The 21867-nt window shown below is 76.2% G+C and carries 3 protein-coding genes; all 3 read left to right on the top strand.

Annotation, left to right across the window (positions count from 1 at the left end; genetic code table 11):
• The first annotated feature begins 8 nt into the window (after positions 1-8).
• Genes ACWD6P_RS14360 through ACWD6P_RS14350 form a run of 3 tightly spaced genes read left to right on the top strand, consistent with a single transcriptional unit; the run spans position 9 to position 21867 of the window.
• Entirely contained in the window at positions 9-11006 is a 10998-nt protein-coding gene (locus tag ACWD6P_RS14360; RefSeq protein WP_451444386.1) for an acyltransferase domain-containing protein, read from the top strand.
• Positions 11003-20785, top strand: a complete 9783-nt coding sequence (locus tag ACWD6P_RS14355; protein ID WP_451444385.1) for an SDR family NAD(P)-dependent oxidoreductase — start codon at positions 11003-11005, stop codon at positions 20783-20785. The genes ACWD6P_RS14360 and ACWD6P_RS14355 overlap by 4 nt, the downstream gene beginning before the upstream one ends.
• Entirely contained in the window at positions 20782-21867 is a 1086-nt protein-coding gene (locus ACWD6P_RS14350; RefSeq protein ID WP_451444384.1) for a cytochrome P450 family protein, read from the top strand. Before ACWD6P_RS14355 ends, ACWD6P_RS14350 begins: the two co-directional genes overlap by 4 nt.

Below are 21867 nucleotides of genomic sequence, written 5' to 3'. Positions count from 1 at the left end.
ACAACACGGTGACGGACAACGACAAGGTTGCTTCATACCTGCGCCGGGCGACCCTGGACCTGCGAGCGGCCCGCCAGCGCATCCACGAGCTGGAGGCCGACCCGATCGCGATCGTCAGCACGGCCTGCCGGCTGCCCGGCGGGATCGACACCCCCGAGGGCTTCTGGGACGTGCTGGCGGCGGGCGAGGAGCGGCTGTCCGGCTTCCCGGAGGACCGGGGCTGGGAGCTGGCCGGCCTCTACCACCCCGACCCCGACCACCCCGGCACGACCTATGTGCGCAAGGGCGGCTTCCTGGAGCGCGCGGGGGAGTTCGACGCCGCCTTCTTCGGCATATCGCCGCGCGAGGCCGCCGCGATGGATCCCCAGCAGCGCCTCCTGCTGGAGACGTGCTGGGAACTGGTCGAGCACGCCGGGCTCGACCCGCACGCCCTGCGCGGCACGGAGACCGGGGTGTTCCTCGGCGTCGCCCGGCACGGCTACGGCGAAGCCGGGGGCCTCGCCGAGGACACCGAGGGCTACGCGGTCACGGGTGCCGCGCCGTCCGTCGCCTCCGGCCGGATCGCCTACACCCTCGGGCTCGAAGGGCCCGCCATCACACTGGACACCGCCTGCTCCTCCTCCCTCGTGGCCCTGCACCTGGCGGTGACGTCGCTGCGCCGGGGCGAGTGCGGTATGGCGATCGTGGGCGGCGCCGCCGTGATGGCCGGCCCCGAGGTGTTCATCGACTTCGCCCGGCAGCGCGCCCTCGCGCCCGACGGTCGCTCCAAGGCGTTCGGCGCGGGCGCGGACGGCTTCGGCTTCGGTGAGGGCGTCGCGGTGCTCCTGCTGGAACGCCTGTCGGACGCCCAGCGCAACGGGCACACCGTGCACGCCGTCATCCGCGGCACCGGGATCAACCAGGACGGTGCCAGCAACGGCCTGTCCGCACCCAGCAGAACGGCCCAGCGCAAGGTCATCGAGCAGGCACTGGCCAACGCGGGTGTCGCCCCCGGCGACGTCGACGCGGTCGAGGCGCACGGCACCGGCACCACCCTCGGCGACCCCATCGAGGCCCACGCCCTGCTCGACACCTACGGCCAACACCACAGCACACAGCGGCCGTTGTGGCTGGGCTCGGCGAAGTCGAACATCGGCCACACCCAGGCCGCCGCCGGCGCGGTCGGCGTGCTCAAGATGGTGCTCGCCCTCCAGCACGAGCGGCTGCCCAGGACCCTGCACGCCGAGGAACCCTCGCCGCACATCGACTGGTCCTCGGGCGCGGTCGCCCTGCTGGCCGAGGAGCGGGACTGGCCGCGCGGCGACCGGCCGCGGTACGCCGCCGTGTCGGGGATCGGCATCAGCGGCACCAACGCCCACGTCGTCCTGCAGGAGGCCCCCGAGCCCCAGGAGACCCAGGAGACCCAGGAGTCCGGGGAGACCGGGGAGACCGGGGAGCGTACGCCGCAGTCGGTGACGCCGCAGAGCCCGGTGCCGCTGGTCGTCTCGGCGCGGACCGACCAGGCCCTGCGCGCCCAGGCGGAACGGCTGTCCGCCGTGGTCGCGGACACCGCCGTCGAACTGCCCGACCTCGGCTTCTCGCTGGCCACGGCCCGGGCCCGGCACGAGCACCGTGCGGTGGTCCTGGCCGGCTCCCGCGAAGCGGCGCTGCTGGGGATGCGCGAGGTGGCCGCCGGCCGGGCGCGCGCGCAGGGAACCGCCGAATCGCGCGGACGCTCCGCCGTGTTCCTCTTCCCCGGCCAGGGCTCGCAGTGGGCGGGGATGGCCGCCGACCTGCTGGCGTGGTCACCGGTCTTCGCCGAGGCGATCCAGGCCTGCGACGAGGCGATGGCCCCGTGGCAGGACTGGTCGGTGGCCGCGGTGCTCCGGCAGGAGCCCGGCGCCCCCGGGCTCGACCGCGTCGACGTGGTGCAGCCCGCGCTGTTCGCGGTGATGGTGTCCCTGGCCGCCCTGTGGCGCTCGTACGGCGTGGAACCGGCAGCGGTGGCGGGGCACTCGCAGGGCGAGATCGCCGCGGCCCACGTCGCCGGGGTGCTCACGCTCGAGGACGCCGCCCGGCTCGTGGTCCTGCGCAGCCGCCTGCTGCGGTCGGTGGCCGGGCAGGGCGCGATGGCGGCCGTGGCCCTTGACGAGGCCACCGTACGGGAGCTGATCGAGCCGTACGCGGACGCCGTCGAGGTGGCCGCGGTCAACGGCCCCGCCTCCGTCGTCGTCTCCGGTGAACCCGAGGCCGTGCGGTCCTTCGTGGCGGCCTGCGCCGACCAGGGAGTCCGGGCCCGGACCATCGACGTGGACTACGCCTCGCACTCCGCGCAGATGGAGCAGGTCCGCGAGGAACTCGCCGAGGCCCTGCGGGATCTGCGTCCGGCCCGCGCACGGGTGCCCTTCTACTCGACGGTGACCTCCCGCCTCATGGAGGGCGGGGAACTGGACGCGCACTACTGGTACCGCAACCTGCGCGAGCCGGTGCGCTTCCACGACGTGGTACGCCTCCTCGCCGCCGCACACCACGACGCCTTCATCGAGGTCAGCCCGCACCCGGTGCTGGCGGCGACCGTCGAGGAGACGCTGGAAGCGCAGGGACGGGAGGCAGCCGAGGCCGTGGCCGTCGGCACCCTGCGGCGCGACGCGCCCGGCCCGGAGTCCTTCCTCACCTCCGTGGCGACCGCCCATGTCCGGGGCGTCGACGTGCGCTGGCAGCCGGCCTTCGCCGACGCTCGCCGCATCCCGCTTCCGGCCTACCCCTTCCAGCGCAAGCACTACTGGACGTCCGCCGCCGCGCCCGCCCGTGGCGGAGCCGGCGAGGTGACCTACCGCGTGGCGTGGACGCCGCTGACCGCCGCGGAAGGGGCCGATCCGCGCGGGACGTGGCTGGTCGTCACCCCGGCCGACGCCCCCGCCTGGGCCGGACCGCTGGTGACCGCGCTCCGCGACGCCGGCGGCACGCCCCTGGAATGCGTCCTGGAGCCGGGCCTGAGCCGCGCCGAGGCCGGCGCGGCCCTCACCGCCGCCACGGCCGGAACCACCGGACTGCGGGGTGTGGTGTCGCTGCTCGCGGCCGATGAGTCGGACCACCGCGGCCGGGCGGGCGTGCCCGCCGGCGCGGTCGCCACCCTGACGCTCCTGCAGGCCCTCGGCGACGTCGGCGTCGAAGCGCCGCTGTGGTGCCTCACCCAGGGCGCCGTACAGACACCCGAGGACGACGGCATCGGCTCGTTCGCGCAGAGCGCCGTGCACGGCCTGGGCCGGGTCGCCGGCCTGGAGCTGGGGCAGCGCTGGGGCGGCGTGCTGGACCTGCCGCGGGACGCGGCCGGGGCCGCGGGAACCACCGGGGCCGACCAGGCCCTGCTCGACCGGGTGCCCGGCATCCTGGCGGGCGGGCGCGCCGTCGAGGACCATCTCGCCGTACGCGCCGACGGCCTGTACGGGCGACGCCTGGTGCGGGCGCACCAGGCGGCCGCCGCGGGCGGGCCCGGCTGGCGCCCGCACGGGACCGTGCTGGTCACCGGAGCGGACAGCCCGATCGGCGAACGGCTCGCCCAGTGGGCGGCCGACGGCGGCGCCGAGCACCTCGTCCTGGTGGGCGAGGCGGGCGAGGGCCTGCTGAGCGCGCTGCGGGACGGCACCACGACGGTCACCTGCTGCGCGGCGGACGAGGACGCCCTCAGGGCCGCCCTCGAAGCCGCCCCGTACGACGTCAGCACCGTCCTGCACGCCGCGACCCGCCTGGAGTTCGGGCCGGTCCTCGAAACCGACCCGGAGGACTTCGCCGCCACCGTGCACGCCAAGACCGGCCCGGCCCTGACCCTCGCCAGGGTCCTCGAAGGACGGCCGGTGGAGCGGGAGATCCACTGCTCCTCCGTGGCCGGCGTCTGGGGCGGCGCGGGCATGGCCGGATACGCGGCCGGCAGCGCCTGCCTCGACGCGTTCGCCGCACACCGGCGGGCCCAGGGCCACCCGAGCACCGCCGTGGCCTGGAGCCCCTGGGCCCTGCCCGACGCCCCCCGCACCGCCGCGCAGCCGGCGGCCCAGCGCGGACTGCGCGGCCTGACGGCCGATCGCGCCCTGACGGCCCTGCAGTCCGTACTGGACTCCGGCGAGATTGCCGTCGCGGTGTCCGACGTGGACTGGCCCGCCTTCGCCGCGGGTTACGGCGCGGCCCGGCCGACCGCACTGTTCGGGGAGATCGCCGAGGCACGCGAGGCAGCGGAGCCCACGGCGGCGCCCGCCGCGCCGGACAGCGGCCCGGCCGCCGAACTGGCCGCCCACCTCGCGGGCCTGCCGCCCGCGGAACAGGAGGACCTGCTGATCACCGTGGTCGGCGAGGCCACCGCGGCGGTCCTCGGACACGACAGCGCACAGGACGTCAACGGACGGCGGGCCTTCACCGAACTGGGCCTGGACTCGCTGGGCGCGGTGCAACTGCGCAAGCGGCTCGCCGCGGCCACCGGCCTGCGCCTGCCCGCCTCCCTGGTGTTCGACCACCCGACCATCACCCGCCTCGCCCGCCACCTGCTGTCCCGGCTGGCCGCCGGCCCCCGCCCGGAGAGCACCGCCGTGGTGCCCGGCACCGCAGCGAACGCGGAACAGGAGCCGATCGCCGTCGTCGGCATCGGCTGCCGCTTCCCCGGGGGCATCGGCTCGCCCGAAGAGCTGTGGCGGGCCGTCGTCGACGGCCTGGACCTCACCGGCGAGCTGCCCCGGGACCGCGGCTGGGACCTGGAGGCCCTCTGCCACCCCGACCCCGACCACCCCGGCACCAGCTACGCCGACCGCGGCGGGTTCCTCACCGACGCGGCGGGCTTTGACGCGGAGTTCTTCGGCATCACCCCCCGCGAGGCCCTCGCGATGGACCCGCAGCAGCGGCTGATGCTCGAAGCCGCCTGGGAGGCCGTGGAGCGGGGCGGCATCGATCCGGAGCAGCTGCGGGGCAGCCGCGTGGGTGTGTTCGTCGGGTCCAACGGCCAGTCGTACATGCCGCTCCTGGAGAGCGAGGCCGCCCGGGTCGAGGGCTACCAGGGGCTCGGCAACTCGGCCAGCGTGCTGTCGGGTCGCCTCGCCTACGTCTTCGGCTGGCAGGGCCCGGCGATCACGGTGGACACGGCGTGCTCCTCGTCCCTGGTGGGCATCCACCTGGCGATGCGGGCGCTGCGCGGCGGCGAGTGCGCCATGGCCCTGGCCGGCGGCGTCACCGTGATCTCCGACCCTTACACGTTCGTGGACTTCAGCAGGCAGCGCGGCCTGGCCGCCGACGGGCGGTGCAAGCCGTTCTCGGCGCAGGCGGACGGCTTCGGCCTCGCCGAGGGAGCCGGCGCGCTGCTCCTCGAACCGCTCTCCCGGGCCCGGGAGTTGGGCCACCCCGTCCTCGCGGTGCTGCGGGGCAGCGCGGTCAACCAGGACGGCGCGAGCAACGGCCTGGCCGCGCCGAACGGCCCGGCCCAGGAGGAAGTGATCCGGCAGGCGCTCGCCGACGCCCGGCTGTCGGCGGCCGACATCGACGTGGTGGAGGCGCACGGCACCGGCACCCGGCTCGGCGACCCGATCGAGGCCGGGGCGCTGCTGGCCACCTACGGGACGGACCGCGCACGGCCCCTCGCGCTGGGCTCGGTGAAGTCCAACATCGGCCACACCCAGGCGGCCGCCGGTGTCGCCGGCGTGATCAAGATGGTCCTGGCGATGCGCCACGGCGTCATCCCGCGCAGCCTGCACGCGGAGGAACTCTCCCCCGAGATCGACTGGTCGGCGGGGACGATCCAGGTCCAGCGCGAGAACGAGGACTGGCCGCGGGGCCCGCGCGTGCGCCGCGCCGGCGTGTCCTCCTTCGGCGTCAGCGGAACCAACGCCCACCTCGTGCTGGAAGAGGCCCCCGCGGACCCGGCCGAACCCCCCGCCGACCCGGCCGAAGCTCCCGCGGGCAGCGGCCTCGCGGCGGGCGCCGTGGCCCTCCCGCTCTCCGCCCGTACGCGCAGCGCGGTGACCGCGCAGGCGCGGGCGCTGGCCGAGCTGCTGCGCACCTCGCCGCAGACCTCCCTGGCCGACACCGCACGGACGCTCGCGGCCGGCCGGGCACGCTTCGACATCAGGGCCGCGGTGCTGGCCGACGACCGGGAAGCGCTGTGCGCCGCCCTCGACGCCCTGGCCGCCGGCGAGGCCGCGGCCGATGTGGTGACGCCGCGCACGGCGGCCGACCGCAAGGCCGTGCTGGTCTTCCCCGGCCAGGGCTCGCAGTGGACCGGCATGGCCGTCGACCTCCTCGACCACTCGGAGGTCTTCGCCGCGTCGATGGCGGCCTGCGCGGCCGCGCTCGCTCCGTACATCGACTGGGACCTGCTCGCCACGCTGCGCGGCGACGGGCCGAAGGACGCCTTCGAGCGGCCCGACGTCGTCCAGCCCCTGCTGTTCGCGGTGATGGTGTCGCTGGCAGAGCTGTGGCGTGCCCACGGGGTGGAACCGGCCGCCGTGATCGGCCACTCGCAGGGCGAGATCGCCGCCGCCTGCGTCGCCGGTGCCCTCACCCTCGACACCGCCGCGAAGGTCGTGGCGCTGCGCAGCAAGGTGCTGCGCGAGCTGAACGGGCAGGGCGGCATGGCCTCCGTCACGGCCTCGCCCGACGAGCTGGAGGCGGCCCTGGCGCCGTGGGACGGCCGCCTGAGCGTGGCCGCGGTCAACGGGCCGCGCTCCCTCGTCGTCGCCGGAGAGGCCACCGCCCTCGACGAGTTCCTCGCCTCGCCGCAGGCCGAGCAGATGTCCCCGCGGCGGATCGCCGTGGGCTACGGCTCCCACTCCCCGCAGGTGGAACAGGTCGAGCAGCAACTCGCCGACACACTGGGCACGGTGCAGGCCCGGTCCGCCGCCGTGCCGTTCTGCTCGACCGTCACCGGCGGCCCGCTCGACACCGCCGGGCTCGACGCGGCGTACTGGTACCGCAACCTGCGCGGGACGGTCCGCCTCGATGCGGCCGTACGGCACCTGATGGGCCAGGGCTTCGACACCTTCATCGAGGTCAGTCCGCACCCGGTGCTGCTCTCCGGCATCGAGGAGACCGCCGAGGACCTCGGCCGGGACGTCGTCACCCGCGCCTCCCTGCGCCGCGACCGCCCCGGGGCGCGCACCTTGCTGCGCAACCTGCTGGAGGCCCAGGCCGACGGCCTGCCCGTCGACCTGCGGCCGGCCGTGGGGCCCGGCGGCACGGCGGAACTGCCGACCTATCCGTTCGAGCACACCCACTACTGGCCCCGCCCGCGCCGCAGCCGCGGCGACGCCGGCGCGCTGGGCATGGACGCCGTGGCCCACCCCGTCCTGTCCACGGCGCTGGAGATACCCGACGGCGGATACGTCCTGACCGGGCGGATCGCGCTCGGGGACCAGCCGTGGCTGGCCGACCACGCCGTCGGCGGCACGCCGCTGTTCCCCGGCAGCGCGCTGGTCGACCTGGCCCTGACGGCCGGCCGGCACGCGGGCACGCCCGCCCTGGAGGAACTGGTGCTCGCCGCCCCGCTGGTGCTCGGCCCGGCCACCGCCGTGCGCGTGACGGTCGGCGCCCCCGCAGACAACGGCACCCGCACCGTGGACGTCCACGCCCGCGACGCGCGCACCCCCGACGCGCCCTGGACCCGGCATGCGACCGGTGTCCTCGGCGAGGCCGCGGCGCCGCCGGCGACCTCTCAGGCCTGGCCGCCGCCGGGCGCCGAGCCCATCGACCTGGAGGCCGCCTATGCGCGCCTGGCCGACCGGGGCTACGCCTACGGGCCCGCCTTCCGGGCGCTGCGCGCCGCGTGGCAGCGCGGCGAGGAGGTGTTCGCCGAGGCCGAACTCCCCGCGGCCGCCGGACCCGCCGAGGCCGACGGGGGCTATCTGCTGCACCCCGTCCTCCTCGACGCGGCGGCGCAGACCCTCGGCCTGAGTTCCCTGGCCGACCGGGAAGGGGTGTTCCTCCCCTTCTCCTGGAACGGGACCACCCTGTACGCGTCCGGGGCCACCACGATCCGCGTGACGGCGGCCCCCGCCGACGGCGACGCGATGAGCCTGTCGGTGACCGACCCCGCGGGAGCGCCGGTCGCCCAGGTCAGCGCCGTGACCGTGCGCCCGGCCGACGGCACGCCGCGGCACGGCGACGGGGAGGAAACCGGCGCCGACGACCTCTACCAGCTGTCCTGGCGGCCCCTGCCGGAGACCGGCGGCACGGCCGTGCGCTGCGCCACCGTCGGCGGCGGCCTGCCGGAACTCGGCAAGGACCACCCGGACCTGGCGGCCCTGGCCGCGGCGGTCGCGGCGGGCGAGCCGGAACCCGAGGCCGTCTACGTGCAGTGCCGTCCGTGGCAGGCGGCGGACCCGGCCGGGTCCGTGCGCGAGAGCGTGCTGCACGCGGCCGGACTCGTCCGCGACTGGCTCGACGCACCGGAGCGGACCGGCCGCCTGGTCTTCCTCACCCGTCGCGCCGTGAGCACCGGCCCGGCCGATACGGGGGCGGACCCCGCGCAGGCCGCGGTCTGGGGCCTGGTCCGCTCCGCGCAGGCGGAGTCGCCGGGGAACTTCGTCCTCGTCGACCTCGCCGACGGCGATGGCACGGCCCCCGCGGACCTCGTCCGGATCCCCGCCGTGCTCGACCACCCGCAGACGGCACTGCGCGGCGACCTCGCGCTCGTGCCGCGGCTGTCCTCCACCCGCGCCGCGGCGGCCCTGCTGCCGCCCCGGTCGCCCGCCCGCCTGGAACCCGCCGGCACCTCCCTGGACGCCCTCGCGTTCACGGCGACGCCGGACGCCGGACGGCAGCCGGGCCCCGGCGAGGTGCGGGTCGAACTGAGGGCCACCGGCGTGAACTTCCGCGACGTCCTGATCGCCCTCGGCATGTACCCCGGTGCCGCCGTCATGGGCACCGAGGGCGCCGGAGTGGTCACCGCCACCGGCCCGGACGTCACGGGCATCACGGCGGGCGACCGGGTCATGGGCCTGTTCGAAGGCGCCTTCGGGCCGGTGGCGGTCACCGACCACCGGCTGGTCGCCCCCGTCCCGCAGGGCTGGAGCACCACCGAGGCCGCCGCCCTGCCCATCGCCTTCACCACCGCCCACTACGCGCTGCACGACCTCGCCGGTCTGCGGCCCGGGCAGACCGTCCTGGTCCATGCCGCCGCCACCGGCGTCGGCATGGCCGCGGTCCGCCTGGCCCGCCTTGCCGGTGCGGAGGTCTTCGCCACCGCCAGTCCCGCCAAGCACGACATCCTGCGCGGACTCGGACTCGACGACGACCACATCGCCTCGTCCAGGGAAGCCGGATTCGGCGAGCGGTTCCGGTCCGTCAGCGGCGGCCGCGGCATGGACGTCGTGGTCAACTCGCTGACCGGTGCGCTGCTCGACGAATCGGCGGAACTCCTCGCCGACGGCGGGGCGTTCGTCGAGATGGGCAAGACCGACCTGCGCGACCCGGAGCAGTTCCGCGGGCGCTATCTGCCCTTCGACCTCGCCGACGCGGGGCCCGACCGGCTCGGCGCGATCCTTTCCGAGGTCGCCGCCCTGGTGACCGACGGGAAGGTCGGGCGCCTCCCGGTCACGGCCTGGCCGCTCCAGCGCGCGTCGGCCGCCCTGCAGCACATGAGCACGGGGCGGCACACCGGAAAGCTGGTGCTCGTCCAGCCGGCACCGCTCGACCCGGACGGCACCGTGCTCGTCACCGGCGGCACGGGCACCCTGGCACGGCTCCTCGCCCGCCACCTCGTGACCGAGCACGGCGTGCGCCACCTGCTGCTGCTCGGCCGCCGGGGGCCCGCAGCCCCCGGAGCGGCACAGTTCGAAGTCGAGCTGGCCGGGCTGGGCGCGACGGTGACCACGCTGGCCTGCGACGTCTCCGACCGCGCCGCGCTCGCGGCCGTCCTCGACGGCATCCCGGCCGCGCACCCGCTGACGGGCGTCGTCCACACCGCGGGGGTGCTCGCGGACGGCCTGGCCGCCTCCGTGGGACCGGACGCGCTGGCCGAGGTCTTCGCGCCCAAGGCCGACGCCGCTTGGCACCTGCACGAACTGACCCAGGGGCGCGAACTGAGCTTCTTCGCCCTGTTCGGCTCGGGCGCCTCCGTACTGGCCGGGCCGGGCCAGGGCGCCTACGCGGCGGCCAACGCCGCGCTGGACGCGCTCGCACGGTACCGGCAGGCGCGCGGGCTGCCCGCGACGTCCCTCGGCTGGGGACTGTGGGAGGAGGCCAGCGGCCTGACGGGCGCGCTGGACGAGCGGGACACCCGGCGGATGGCCCGGGCGGGCATGCGGCCCCTGCCGACCGCACGGGCCCTGGCCCTGTTCGACCTCGCGATCCGGCGCGGCGACCCGGTCCTGTACCCGCTGCGCCTGGACACCTCCCGGCCGCAGGGCCACAGCGGTTCGCCCGAGGTGCTGCGCGGGCTGCTGCACACGCCGCTGCGCCAGGCCGCCCGGGAACAGTCCGGCGGGGACGGACTCGCCGCACGCCTGGCGCCGCTGCCGCGCCCCGACCGGCTCGCCGCCCTGACAGAGGCCGTACGGGCCCAGGCCGCCGCCGTCGCCGGGTACGACACGGCCGAATCGGTGCCGCCCGGGCGGCCGTTCAGGGAGCTGGGCTTCGACTCCCTGGCCTCGGTCGAGCTGCGCAACCGCCTGGGGGCCGCGGCCGGCCTGCGGCTGCCGAGCACCCTCGTCTTCGACCACCCGACCCCCGAGGCGGTGGCCGCCTACGTGGACGGCCGGCTGTTCGCGGACGCGTCCGGGTCGCCGGAGGCGGACCCGCGGCGCCCGGGGGCCGCGGCCCTCGAGCACCTCGCCGCGCTGGAGGCGGCGCTGGACGGCTGGCGGGACACCACCGGGGTCACCGAGGACGCCGCCGGTGAACGCAGGGCGATCGAGGCGCGGTTGACGGCCCTGCTCGGCAGGTGGGGTGCCACGGGCGGCGGCGGGGACTCCCGCACGGCCGTCGACGACGTCGACGACGAGGAGCTGTTCGAACTTCTCGATCAGCGGTTCGGTGAGGGGAACGAGGGACGATGAGCGGGGATCAGGAGACCACCGAGAGCAAGCTGCGCCGCTACCTGCGGCGGACGGCCGGGGACCTGGAGGCCGTCAGCGCGCGGCTGCGGGAGACCGAGTACCGGGCCGGCGAGCCGATCGCGATCGTCGGCATGGGCTGCCGGTTCCCCGGCGGCATCGACAGCCCCGCCGCCCTGTGGGACTTCCTCATGGCGGACGGCGACGCGGTCGGCGGCCCGCCCGCCGACCGCGGCTGGGACACCGCCGCCCCCGACGGACGCACCGGAGGGTTCCTGCACGACGCCGCCGGCTTCGACGCCGACTTCTTCGGCATCTCGCCCCGCGAGGCGCTGGCCATGGACCCGCAGCAACGGATGCTCCTCGAAGTCGCCTGGGAAGCCCTGGAACGCGCCGGCTTCGACCCCGCGTCGCTGGGCGGCACCGCCACCGGCGTCTTCGCCGGAGTCGGCGCCGTCGACTACGGGCCGCGCCCCGACGAGGCGTCACCGGACGTCCTCGGCTACCTGGGCACGGGCACGGCCTCCAGCGTGGCCTCCGGCCGGGTGGCGTATGCGCTCGGCCTCGAAGGCCCGGCGCTGACCGTGGACACCGCCTGCTCCTCCTCCCTCACCGCGACCCACCTGGCCATGCAGTCCCTGCGCCGCGGGGAGTGCACCACCGCGCTCGCGGGCGGCGCCACCGTCATGAGCACCCCCGGCGCGTTCACCGAGTTCAGCAGCCAGGGCGGACTGGCCGCGGACGGCCGGTGCAAGCCCTTCGCCCAGGCCGCCGACGGCTTCGGCCTTGCCGAGGGCGTCGGTCTCCTCGTGCTGCAGCGGCTGTCCACGGCACAGCGCGAAGGCCGCCGGGTGCTGGCCGTCCTGCGCGGCTCGGCCGTCAACCAGGACGGCGCCAGCAACGGCCTCACCGCACCCAACGGCCCGGCCCAGCAGCGGGTGATCCGGCAGGCGCTCAAGGACTCCCGGCTCGGCCCCGCCGATGTCGACTACGTCGAGGCGCACGGCACCGGAACCACCCTCGGCGACCCCATCGAGGCACACGCCCTGCTGGAGACCTACGGCGCCGGGCGGCCCGAGGACGCCCCGCTGTGGATCGGCTCGGTGAAGTCCAACATCGGACACACCCAGGCCGCCGCCGGCGTCGCGGGCCTGATCAAGACGGTGCTCGCCCTCCAGCACGGCCGGCTGCCCCGCCTCCTCCACCTCGACGCCCCCTCACCGCGGATCGACTGGGAGACGGGCGCCGTCGTACCGCTCGGCGAGAGCAGGCCGTGGTCGCGCGGCACCCGGCCGCGCCGTGCGGGAGTCTCCGCGTTCGGCATCAGCGGGACCAATGCGCACGTCCTCGTCGAGGAGGCCCCGGAACCCGACCCGGCCCCGGAGCCGCCGGCCGGCGGCCGGCAGGAGGGCCCGTACCCGCTGCTGCTGTCCGGCCGGACCGAGGACGCCCTGCGGGCCCAGGCCGGACGGCTCGCCGCCCACCTGGAGCGGCCCGGCGCCGCCCCGCTGCCGGACACCGCCTTCACCCTCGCCACCCGGCGCACCGCGTTCGAGCACCGCGCCGTGGTCGTCGGCGACCACGCGGAGGCCCTGGCCGCCCTGCGCGCCGTGGCCCGGGAGGAGCCGCACGCGAAAGCGGTCACCGGCACGGCGCGTGCGGGCCGGAAGGTCGTGATGGTCTTTCCGGGGCAGGGATCGCAGTGGCAGGGGATGGCCGCCGAACTGCTGGCCGCCTCACCGGTCTTCGCCCGCTCCCTGCGCGACTGCGAGGAGGCGCTGACCCCCTATGTCGACTGGTCGCTGACCGAGGTGATCGCCGACGGCGCGCCCCTGGAGCGGGTGGACGTCGTCCAGCCCGCGCTGTTCGCGGTGATGGTGTCGCTGGCGGCGCTGTGGCGGGCCCACGGCGTCGAACCTGCCGCGGTGATCGGGCACTCCCAGGGGGAGATCGCGGCCGCCTGCGTCGCCGGCGCCCTGTCGCTCCAGGACGCCGCGAAGGTGGTCGCGGTGCGCGCCAAGGCGCTGCGGTCCCTCGCCGGCACCGGCGGCATGGTCTCCCTGGCCCGTACCGAGGAGCAGGCCGAGGCGCTGCTGGCCCCCTACGGCGGCGCCCTGTCGATCGCCTCGGTCAACGGCCCGGGGACGGTCGTGGTGGCCGGCCCCCGCGAGCACCTGGACGCGCTGCTCGACGCCTGCGCGGCCGACGGCGTCCGGGCGCGGAACATCCCGGTGGACTACGCCTCCCACTCGGCCATGGTCGAACCGCTGCGCGAGGAGCTGACGGCCGCGCTGTCCGGTGTCGCCGCCCGGACCGCGCCCGTGCCCCTGTACTCCACGACGACCGGCGAGCCGATCGACACCGCCGTCATGGGCGGTGACTACTGGTACCGCAACCTCCGCGAACAGGTGCGGTTCGAGACCGGGACGAGACTGCTGGCCGAGGCGGGCTTCGACGCCTTCGTCGAGGTGAGCCCGCAGCCGGTCCTCGCCCCCGGCATCGAGGCCACCCTGGAGGCGGTGGGAGCCGACGCCGCGGTCCTGAGCACCCTGCGACGGGACGCGGGCGGCCTGGACCGCTTCCTGGCGGCGCTCGCCGAGGCGCATGTGCGCGGCGTACGGATCGACTGGTCGGCCGCGACACCGGACGGCGCGGTGGCCGAACTCCCCTGCTACCCCTTCCAGCACCAGCCGTTCTGGCACACGGCACCCGACCGCCGCGCCGAACCCGCCGACGAGGGCCGGCGCTACCGGGTGGACTGGCAGGACGCCGCCTGGGAGGCGGCCCCCCTCACCGGCCATGTCCTCCTGGTGACCGGCCGTCAGGTCCCCGGCGCCTGGTACGACCAGGTCCGCACGGCCCTCGAACGGGCCTCGGCCACGGTCACCGCCGTCGACTGCGGCGGACAGGGGCGTGCCGCGACGGCGGCAGCCCTGCGCGCGGCCGCGGCCGCCGGGGAGCCGACGGCGGTGGTCTCGCTGCTCGCCCTGGACGCTCCCGAGGACGGGGCCGCCGACGCGCCGCACCTGCCGGCGTGGCGGACCCTGACCCTCGCGCAGGCCCTGGGCGACGCCGACGTCGAGGCACCGCTGTGGGTGCTGACCCGGCGCGCCGTGGCGGTGACCGAGGACGACGGGGAGCCGGACCCCGCGCAGACGGCGGTGTGCGGCCTCGGCCGGGTCGTCGGCCTGGAACACCCCACGCGCTGGGGCGGGACGATCGACCTGCCCGCGCCGGACCAGGACCTTCTCGCGCCGATGACGGCGGTGCTGGCCCGGCCCCGCGACGAGGACCAGGTGGCGATCCGCGCGGGCGGGATCAGCGTCCCCCGGCTCGTGCCCGCCCCGGCGGACGCCCCGGCCGACGCCTTCGCCGACGCCCCGGCCGACGCGCATGGCTGGTCGCCACGCGGCACGGTCCTGGTGACCGGCGGCACCGGCGGAATCGGCGCCCATGTCGCCCGCCGCCTGGCGCGCGCGGGCGCCGCACATCTCGTACTCACCAGCAGGCGGGGCCCGAACGCGCCGGGGGCCGCACGGCTCAGGGACGAACTGGCCGCCCTGGGCGCCGGGGTGACCCTCGCCGCCTGCGATGTCGCGGACCGGGAGGCGCTCGCCGCGCTGCTGGCCGACGAGCGCGCCCTCGGCCGGACCGTCGACGCCGTCTTCCACACGGCCGGCGTACCGCAGTCCACGCCGCTGGACCGGATCACCGAGGAGGAGTTCGCGCGCGTCACCGCCGCCAAGATCGCCGGGACGGCGCACCTCGACGAGCTCTGCCCCGACGCGGCCGCCTTCGTGCTGTTCTCGTCGAACGCCGGAGTGTGGGGCGCGACCCAGGCCGGCGCCTACGCCGCGGCCAACGCCTACCTGGACGGCTTCGCCCGGCGGCGCCGGCACCGCGGGCTGCCCGCGCTGTCCGTCGCATGGGGGCTGTGGGGCGGACCGGGCATGGCCGACGACGCGGGCCAGGACTTCCTGCGCCGCCAGGGCGTACGGCCGATGCCGCCCGAGCAGGCCCTCGCCGAACTGGACGGCTGCCTGGACCGCGACGAGGCCTGCGTCTGTGTCGCCGACCTCGACCGGCGGGCGTTCCTCGACCTCATGGGCGCCGCACGGCACCGGCCGCTCTTCGACGAACTGGCACGGACGCTGCCCGCCGCGCCCCCGGCCGGCCGGCCGGGGGAGGAGACCGAGCAGGGCAGTTCCCGGCTGCGGGAGAAGCTGCTGCCGCTGTCGGCCAGGGAACGCCAAGAGCACCTGCGGCGCCTGGTGCGGGCCGAGGCCGCCGCGGTGCTCGGACACGCGGACGCCGAGGCCGTCGACCGGGACCGCGCCTTCCGCGACCTCGGCTTCGACTCGATGACCGCGGTGCAGCTGCGCAACCGGATCACCGCGGTGACCGGCCTGCGCGAGGCGACCACCCTGATCTTCGACCGGCCCAGCGTCACCGCTCTCGCCGACTACCTGCTCGACCGGCTGTTCGTCTCCGAGGAGACCCCGACCGGCGGGGCGGAGCCCGGGCCGGGGCCGCGGCCTGTCGGCGGCGACGCCGGGCACGAGGACGACCCGATCGCCGTCGTGGGTATGGCCTGCCGGTTCCCCGGCGGCATCAACTCCCCGGACGAGCTGTGGGAGTTCATCGCCGACGGCCGTGACGCCGTCTCGGAGATACCCGCCGACCGGGGCTGGGACCTCGACCGCCTCGGCGACACCGCCGCCGACGGCACGGCCGGCCCCCGCTACGGGGGCTTCCTCGACGACGCGGGGGACTTCGACGCGGCGTTCTTCGGGATCTCCCCGCGCGAGGCGCTGGCGATGGACCCGCAGCAGCGCCAGGTCCTGGAGGTCGCCTGGGAGGCGCTGGAGAACTCCGGCATCGACCCGCGCGCGCTGCGCGGCAGCGACACCGGGGTCTTCCTGGGCGGCGCCTACCAGGGCTACGGCCACGGCGCCGACACCCCCGAGAGCAGCGAGGGCTACCTCCTCACCGGCGGCTCACCCGCCGTCACCTCGGGCCGGGTGGCCTACGTACTGGGGCTTGAGGGGCCCGCGCTGACGGTGGACACGGCGTGCTCGTCGTCGCTGGTGGCGCTGCACCTGGCGGCCCGGTCCCTGCGGGACGGCGAGTCCTGCCTGGCGGTGGCCGGCGGGGTGTCGGTGATGTCGGGGACCGAGGTGTTCGAGGAGTTCTCGCGGCAGGGCGCGCTGGCCGCCGACGGGCGCTGCAAGGCCTATTCCGAGCAGGCGGACGGATTTGGATTCGCCGAGGGCGTGGGCCTTGTGGTGCTGGAGCGGCTGTCGGACGCCCGCCGCAACGGGCATCAGGTGCTGGCCGTGGTGCGGGGCAGCGCGATGAACCAGGACGGGGCCAGCAACGGCCTGTCCGCGCCCAGCGGCCCCGCACAGCAGCGGGTGGTGCGGCAGGCGCTCGCCGCCGCCGGTCTGACACCGGATCAGGTGGACGCGGTGGAGGGGCACGGCACGGGAACGGTGCTGGGCGATCCGATCGAGGCGCAGGCGCTGCTGGCCACGTACGGACAGGGCCGCGATCCCCAACAGCCTCTGTGGCTGGGCTCGTTGAAGTCGAACATCGGGCACGCCCAGGCGGCGGCCGGGGTGGCCGGGGTCATCAAGATGGTGCTGGCGCTGCGGCACGGGGTGCTGCCGAGGACGCTGCACGCCGATGTGGTGTCGCCGCATGTGGACTGGTCGTCGGGCGCCGTGGAGGTGCTGCGCCAGGAGCGCGCATGGCCGGTGGCGGCCGGCCGTCCGCGCCGCGCGGGGGTGTCGGCGTTCGGTGTGAGCGGAACCAACGCGCATCTGATCGTGGAGGAGCCCCCTTCGGCGGTCCAGGAGACGCAGGCCGCCGGCGGTCCGGTGGGCGTGCTGGGGGCCGCGGGTGCCGTGCCGCTGGTGCTGTCGGCGCGTACGGACACCGCGCTGGCCGCCCAGGCCCGCCGCCTGACACCGGTGCTGGCGGACGCGGCGGGCACGGACGGGCTGGAGCGCGTCGGCCGCACGCTCGCGACCGGACGCACCCACCACGAGCGGCGCGCCGTCGTCCTGGCCGAGGACCACGAGACGGCCGAGGACCTCCTGCGACGGCTCGCCGAGGGGCTGCCGGCTCCCGGCCTGCTCACCGGTACCGGTGGTCGAGGGCGTCGGGTGGTGTGGGTGTTCCCCGGTCAGGGCTCGCAGTGGGCGGGGATGGGGCGTGGGCTCCTTGACGTCCCGGTGTTCGCCGAGGCGTTGGCGGAGTGTGATGAGGCTCTTGCGGAGGTGGCGGGCTTCTCGGTCGTGGACGTGATCCGCGGGGTGGAGGGTGCTCCTTCGCTGGACCGGGTCGATGTGGTGCAGCCGGTGCTGTTCGCGGTGATGGTGTCCCTAGCCGCGCTGTGGCGGGCGTGCGGTGTGGAGCCGGACGCCGTGGTGGGGCATTCGCAGGGGGAGATCGCGGCGGCGTGTGTCGCGGGTGCCCTGTCGTTGCCGGATGCGGCGCGGGTGGTGGCGCTGCGGGCCCGGGCGCTGGCCGACCTCGCCGGCGACGGCGCCATGACCTCCGTCTCGCTGCCCGAGGACCAGGTGCGGGAACTGATCGCCGACTGGCCGGAGCAGGTGAGCGTCGCCGCGGTCAACTCCCCGGCGTCGGTCGTGGTGGCCGGTGACCCCGAAGCCCTGACCGCGTTCGAGGGACGCTGTGCCGCGGACGGAATCCGCGCCCGGCGCATCCCCGTCAGCTACGCCTCGCACTCGCCCCACATGGAGCGGGTCCGGCAGCGCGTCCTCACCGACCTCGCGGACGTCACCCCGCGGCCGTCCGCGACGCCGCTCTACTCCACGCTGCGCGGTGAACGCTGCGACACCGGCGCCATGGACGCCGCGTACTGGTACGACAACCTCCGCTCCCAGGTCCGCTTCGACGAGGCGATCGGCGCCGCCCTCGCGGACGGCTGCGACACCTTCGTCGAGGTGAGCCCGCACCCCGTTCTCACGACCAGCGTCCAGGAGACCGCCGAGCGGTCTGGGAGCCAGGCGCTGGTCCTGGGCAGCCTGCACCGGGACGAGGGCGAACGGCACTTCGTCCGCGAACTCGCCCGCGCCCACGTGGGCGGCGTGCCCGTCGACTGGCGGGCCGTCTTCCCGGACCGCCCGCTCGCCCACCTGCCCAACTACCCCTTCGAGCACCAGCGTTACTGGCTGGCGCCCGAGGTCCCCGACCGGGTGGGCAACTGGCGCTACCGCATCGAGTGGCGGCCCCTCTCCCCGGCCGCGGGCCCGCTGTCCGGGAAGTACCTGGTCGTCGGCTCCGGCACCGGCCCGCGGGAGGACGCCGTGGTCCGTGCCGTCGAAGAAGCCGGCGGCACGGTGCTGCGGCTCACGACGGACGCCGTCGCGGCCGGACGGGACGTCCTCGCCAAGGAGCTGCGGGAGGCGGCCCCGGACGTCACCGCGGTGATCTCCGTCCTGGCCCTGGAGGCGGAAGCGGACGGTCCGTGTGACGACCTGCGGGCCGTCACCGCCAACCTCGCCCTCCACCAGGCGCTCGGCGACGCGGGCGTCGACGCGCCCCTGTGGCTGGTGACGAGCGGGGCCGTGGCGGTGGAAGAGGACGGCACCGGCGACCCGGCCGACCCGGCGCAGGCCATGGTCTGGGGCATCGGCCGGGTGATGGGCCTGGAGGCCCCCGAGCGCTGGGGCGGCCTGCTCGACCTGCCCGCAGAGCTCACCGAGCCCGTACGGGAGAGGTTCGCCGCCTGCCTCGCGGGCGCGGGGGACGAGGACCAGCTCGCGCTGCGCGAGACCGGCTGCCACGCCCGACGGCTCGTCAGGGCTCCGCTTGAGCCCGGCAGGGCCCCGTGGCAGCCGGCCGGCACAGCGCTGATCACGGGCGGCACCGGCGCCCTCGGCGGCCACGTCGCCCGCCACCTCGCCCGCTCCGGGGCAGAGCACCTGGTGCTGGTCGGCAGGTCGGGCGGACAGACGCCGCGGGCCGCCGAACTGGCCGCCGAACTGACCGCCCTGGGCGCCCGGGTGACCTTCGCGGCCTGCGACGTCACCGACCAAGGCCGGCTGAAGGAACTGATCGACGGACTGGAGCGGCAGGGGGAGCGGATCCGTACGGTGATGCACCTGGCCGGCGTCCCCGACGGACGGGCCGTGGCCGACCTCGACCCGGACGACCTGGCGCGCGTGACCCGCGCGAAGACGGTCGGCGCCCGGCTGCTGGACGCCCTGTGCCCCGACGCGGAGACGTTCGTGCTCTTCTCCTCCAACGCGGGGGTCTGGGGCAGCGGCCTGCTCGGCGCCTACGCCGCGGGCAACGCCTACCTCGACGCGCTGGCGCACCGGCGCCGGGCGCAGGGCAAGGCCGCGACCAGCGTCGCCTGGGGGGCCTGGGCCGACGGCGGCATGGCCGACGCCGACCTGCCCGGCCTGATCCGGCGCGGGCTGCGCCCGATGGCTCCCGACAAGGCGGTGCGGGCCCTCCAACAGGCCCTGGAACAGCGGGACGTCTGCGTCTCGATCGCCGACGTCGACTGGAACCGGTTCGCCGTCGGCTTCACCGCCGCCCGGCCGCGCCCGCTCATCGAGGACCTGCCCGACGCCGCCCGGCAGGCGCCCTCCGCGGCTGCCCAGGACGGGCCGGGACACGGGCCCAGCTGGCGGGAGAGGCTGTCCGGCCTGCCCGAGGACGAGGCCGAGGCGACGCTCGCCACCTGGGTCCGCGCACAGGTGGCGGCCGTGCTCGGGCACCCGGACCCGGACGCCGTGGGGCCGCACCAGCCCTTCACCGAGCTGGGTTTCGACTCCCTCACGGCGGTGGGGCTGCGCAACCGGCTCCAGGAGGCCACCGGTCTGTCCCTGCCCACCAGCCTGGTCTTCGACCACCCCTCCGTCACCGACGTCGCGGCTCATCTGCGGCCCCAGCTCACGTCCGGGACCCCGCACGCCCCGGCCGCCCCCGACGGCGGCATGCTGCGCACCCTCTACGAGCGGTCCGTACGGCAGGGACGCTTCGACTCCTACCTGGAGCTGCTGGGCGAACTGTCCGACCACCGGGACCACTTCGAGGGCCCGAAGGACCTGGCCGCCCCGGTCGACCTCGTGGAACTGGCGGCCGGCCCGGGGGAGGTCCGGGCGATCTGCTGTGCCGGTACGGCGCCGGTGGCCGGGCCGCACGAATTCCTCCGGCTGGCCGCCGCCCTCAGGGGCCGGATGCCGGTGTCCGCGCTCCCGCAGCCGGGCTACGAGCCGGGCGAGCAGCTCCCCGCGTCGCTGGCGGCGGTCCTCGGCGTCCAGGCGGACGCCGTCCTCAGGTCCGCGGACGGGCCGTTCGTGCTCGTCGGCCACTCCGCGGGCGCCATGATGGCGCACGCCCTGGGGGCCGAACTCGCCGACCGCGGCCGCCCGCCGCACGGCATCGTCCTGATCGACGTCTATCCGCCCGGACAGCAGCAGGCGGTGCAGGGCTGGCTCACGGAGCTGACCGACACGATGTTCGGCCGCGACGGGGTGCGGGTGGACGACACCCGGCTCACCGCCCTGGGCGCGTACCACCGCTTCACCCGCACCTGGCGGCCGCGGGACCTCGCCGTCCCGACCCTGCTGGTCCGGGCCTCCGAGCCGCTGGGGCAGTGGCCGGACGACGAGTCCTGGCAGTCCGCCTGGCCGTTCCCGCACGCGTGCGTGGACGTGCCGGGCAACCACTTCTCGATGGTGCAGGAGCACGCCGACGCCGTCGCCGACCGCATCCACACATGGACAGGGAACATGGCATGAAGACCACCGACCGAAGCCGGCTCGGCAGCCGGCTCCAGATGGCCCGCGGCTGGTACTGGGCCTTCGGCGTGAACGGCGACCCGTACGCGATGCTCCTGTGCGGGCAGGACGACGAACCGGCCCGCTGGTACGAGCAGATCCGCTCGGCCTCTCCCGCCCTCTTCCGCAGCCGCACCGGGGCCTGGGTCGTGACCCGGTACGCCGCCGCCGCTCAGGTACTGGACGGCCCGGGGTTCACCCGGGCCGCGGGGGAGGCGGCCGCGGACTGGGCCCGGCCGTTCCTGGACGTGCGGACGGCCGCCGGCCCGCAGCCCGCCGCCGTGGACGAACTGGTCCGGGAGTACCGCGCGTTGCTGCCGCCGGCGGGGACGCGTTTCGACCTGATGCGGGACCTCGCCCGCGAGGTCCCCCTCCGCGGCGTGACCGCGCACCTCGGGCTGACCGGCGAGGACGCGCGGCGCCTCGCCGCCCTGCTGCGGTCGAGTGCCACCGCCCTGGACGCCCGGCTGAGCCCGCAGCCGCTGGCCGTGACCGAGGAGACCGTGGCCGCGCTGGACGGTCTGCGTGCACTGGCGGGCGCCGACGGCGTCCTGGCGGGGGCCGGTTGCGAGCTGGCGGCGAACACGGTGTGCAACGCCGTGCTCGCCACCCTGTGCACCCCGGGCCTGGCCGGCCGGCTGGCCGACGACCCGGACCTGGCGGACCGCATCGTGGCGGAGACCCTGCGCACCGCGCCCCCGGTCCATCTCGAAAGCCGCTACGCCACCGCCGGGCAGTCGGTCCACGGCACCGCGATCGCGGAGGGCGACGAGGTGGTGGTGGCCGTCGCGGCGGCCAACCGCGACCCGGAGGTGTTCGCCGCGCCCGACCGGTTCGACGTGGACCGCGCGGCCGCGCCACCGGCCCTGACGTCGGGCCTCGGATACCGGGACGGCCTGGACGAGTTCGCCGCCCGGCACGCCGTCGCGGCACTGCGTGCCCTGGCCGGGACGCTGCCCGGCATGGCGCCGGCGGGCCCCGTGGTCCACCGCCGCCGTTCGCCCGTACTGCGGGGCATCAGCCGGTGCCCGGTCGAGATCTAA

It is taken from the genome of Streptomyces sp. NPDC002446, assembly GCF_053595675.1.
This window is presented reverse-complemented; position numbering and strand designations above follow the sequence as displayed.

Coding starts and splice junctions, on each gene's coding strand:
- ACWD6P_RS14355 (WP_451444385.1), top strand. CDS start 11,003: ATGAGCGGGGATCAGGAGACCACCGAGAGCAAGCTGCGCCGCTACCTG.
- ACWD6P_RS14350 (WP_451444384.1), top strand. CDS start 20,782: ATGAAGACCACCGACCGAAGCCGGCTCGGCAGCCGGCTCCAGATGGCC.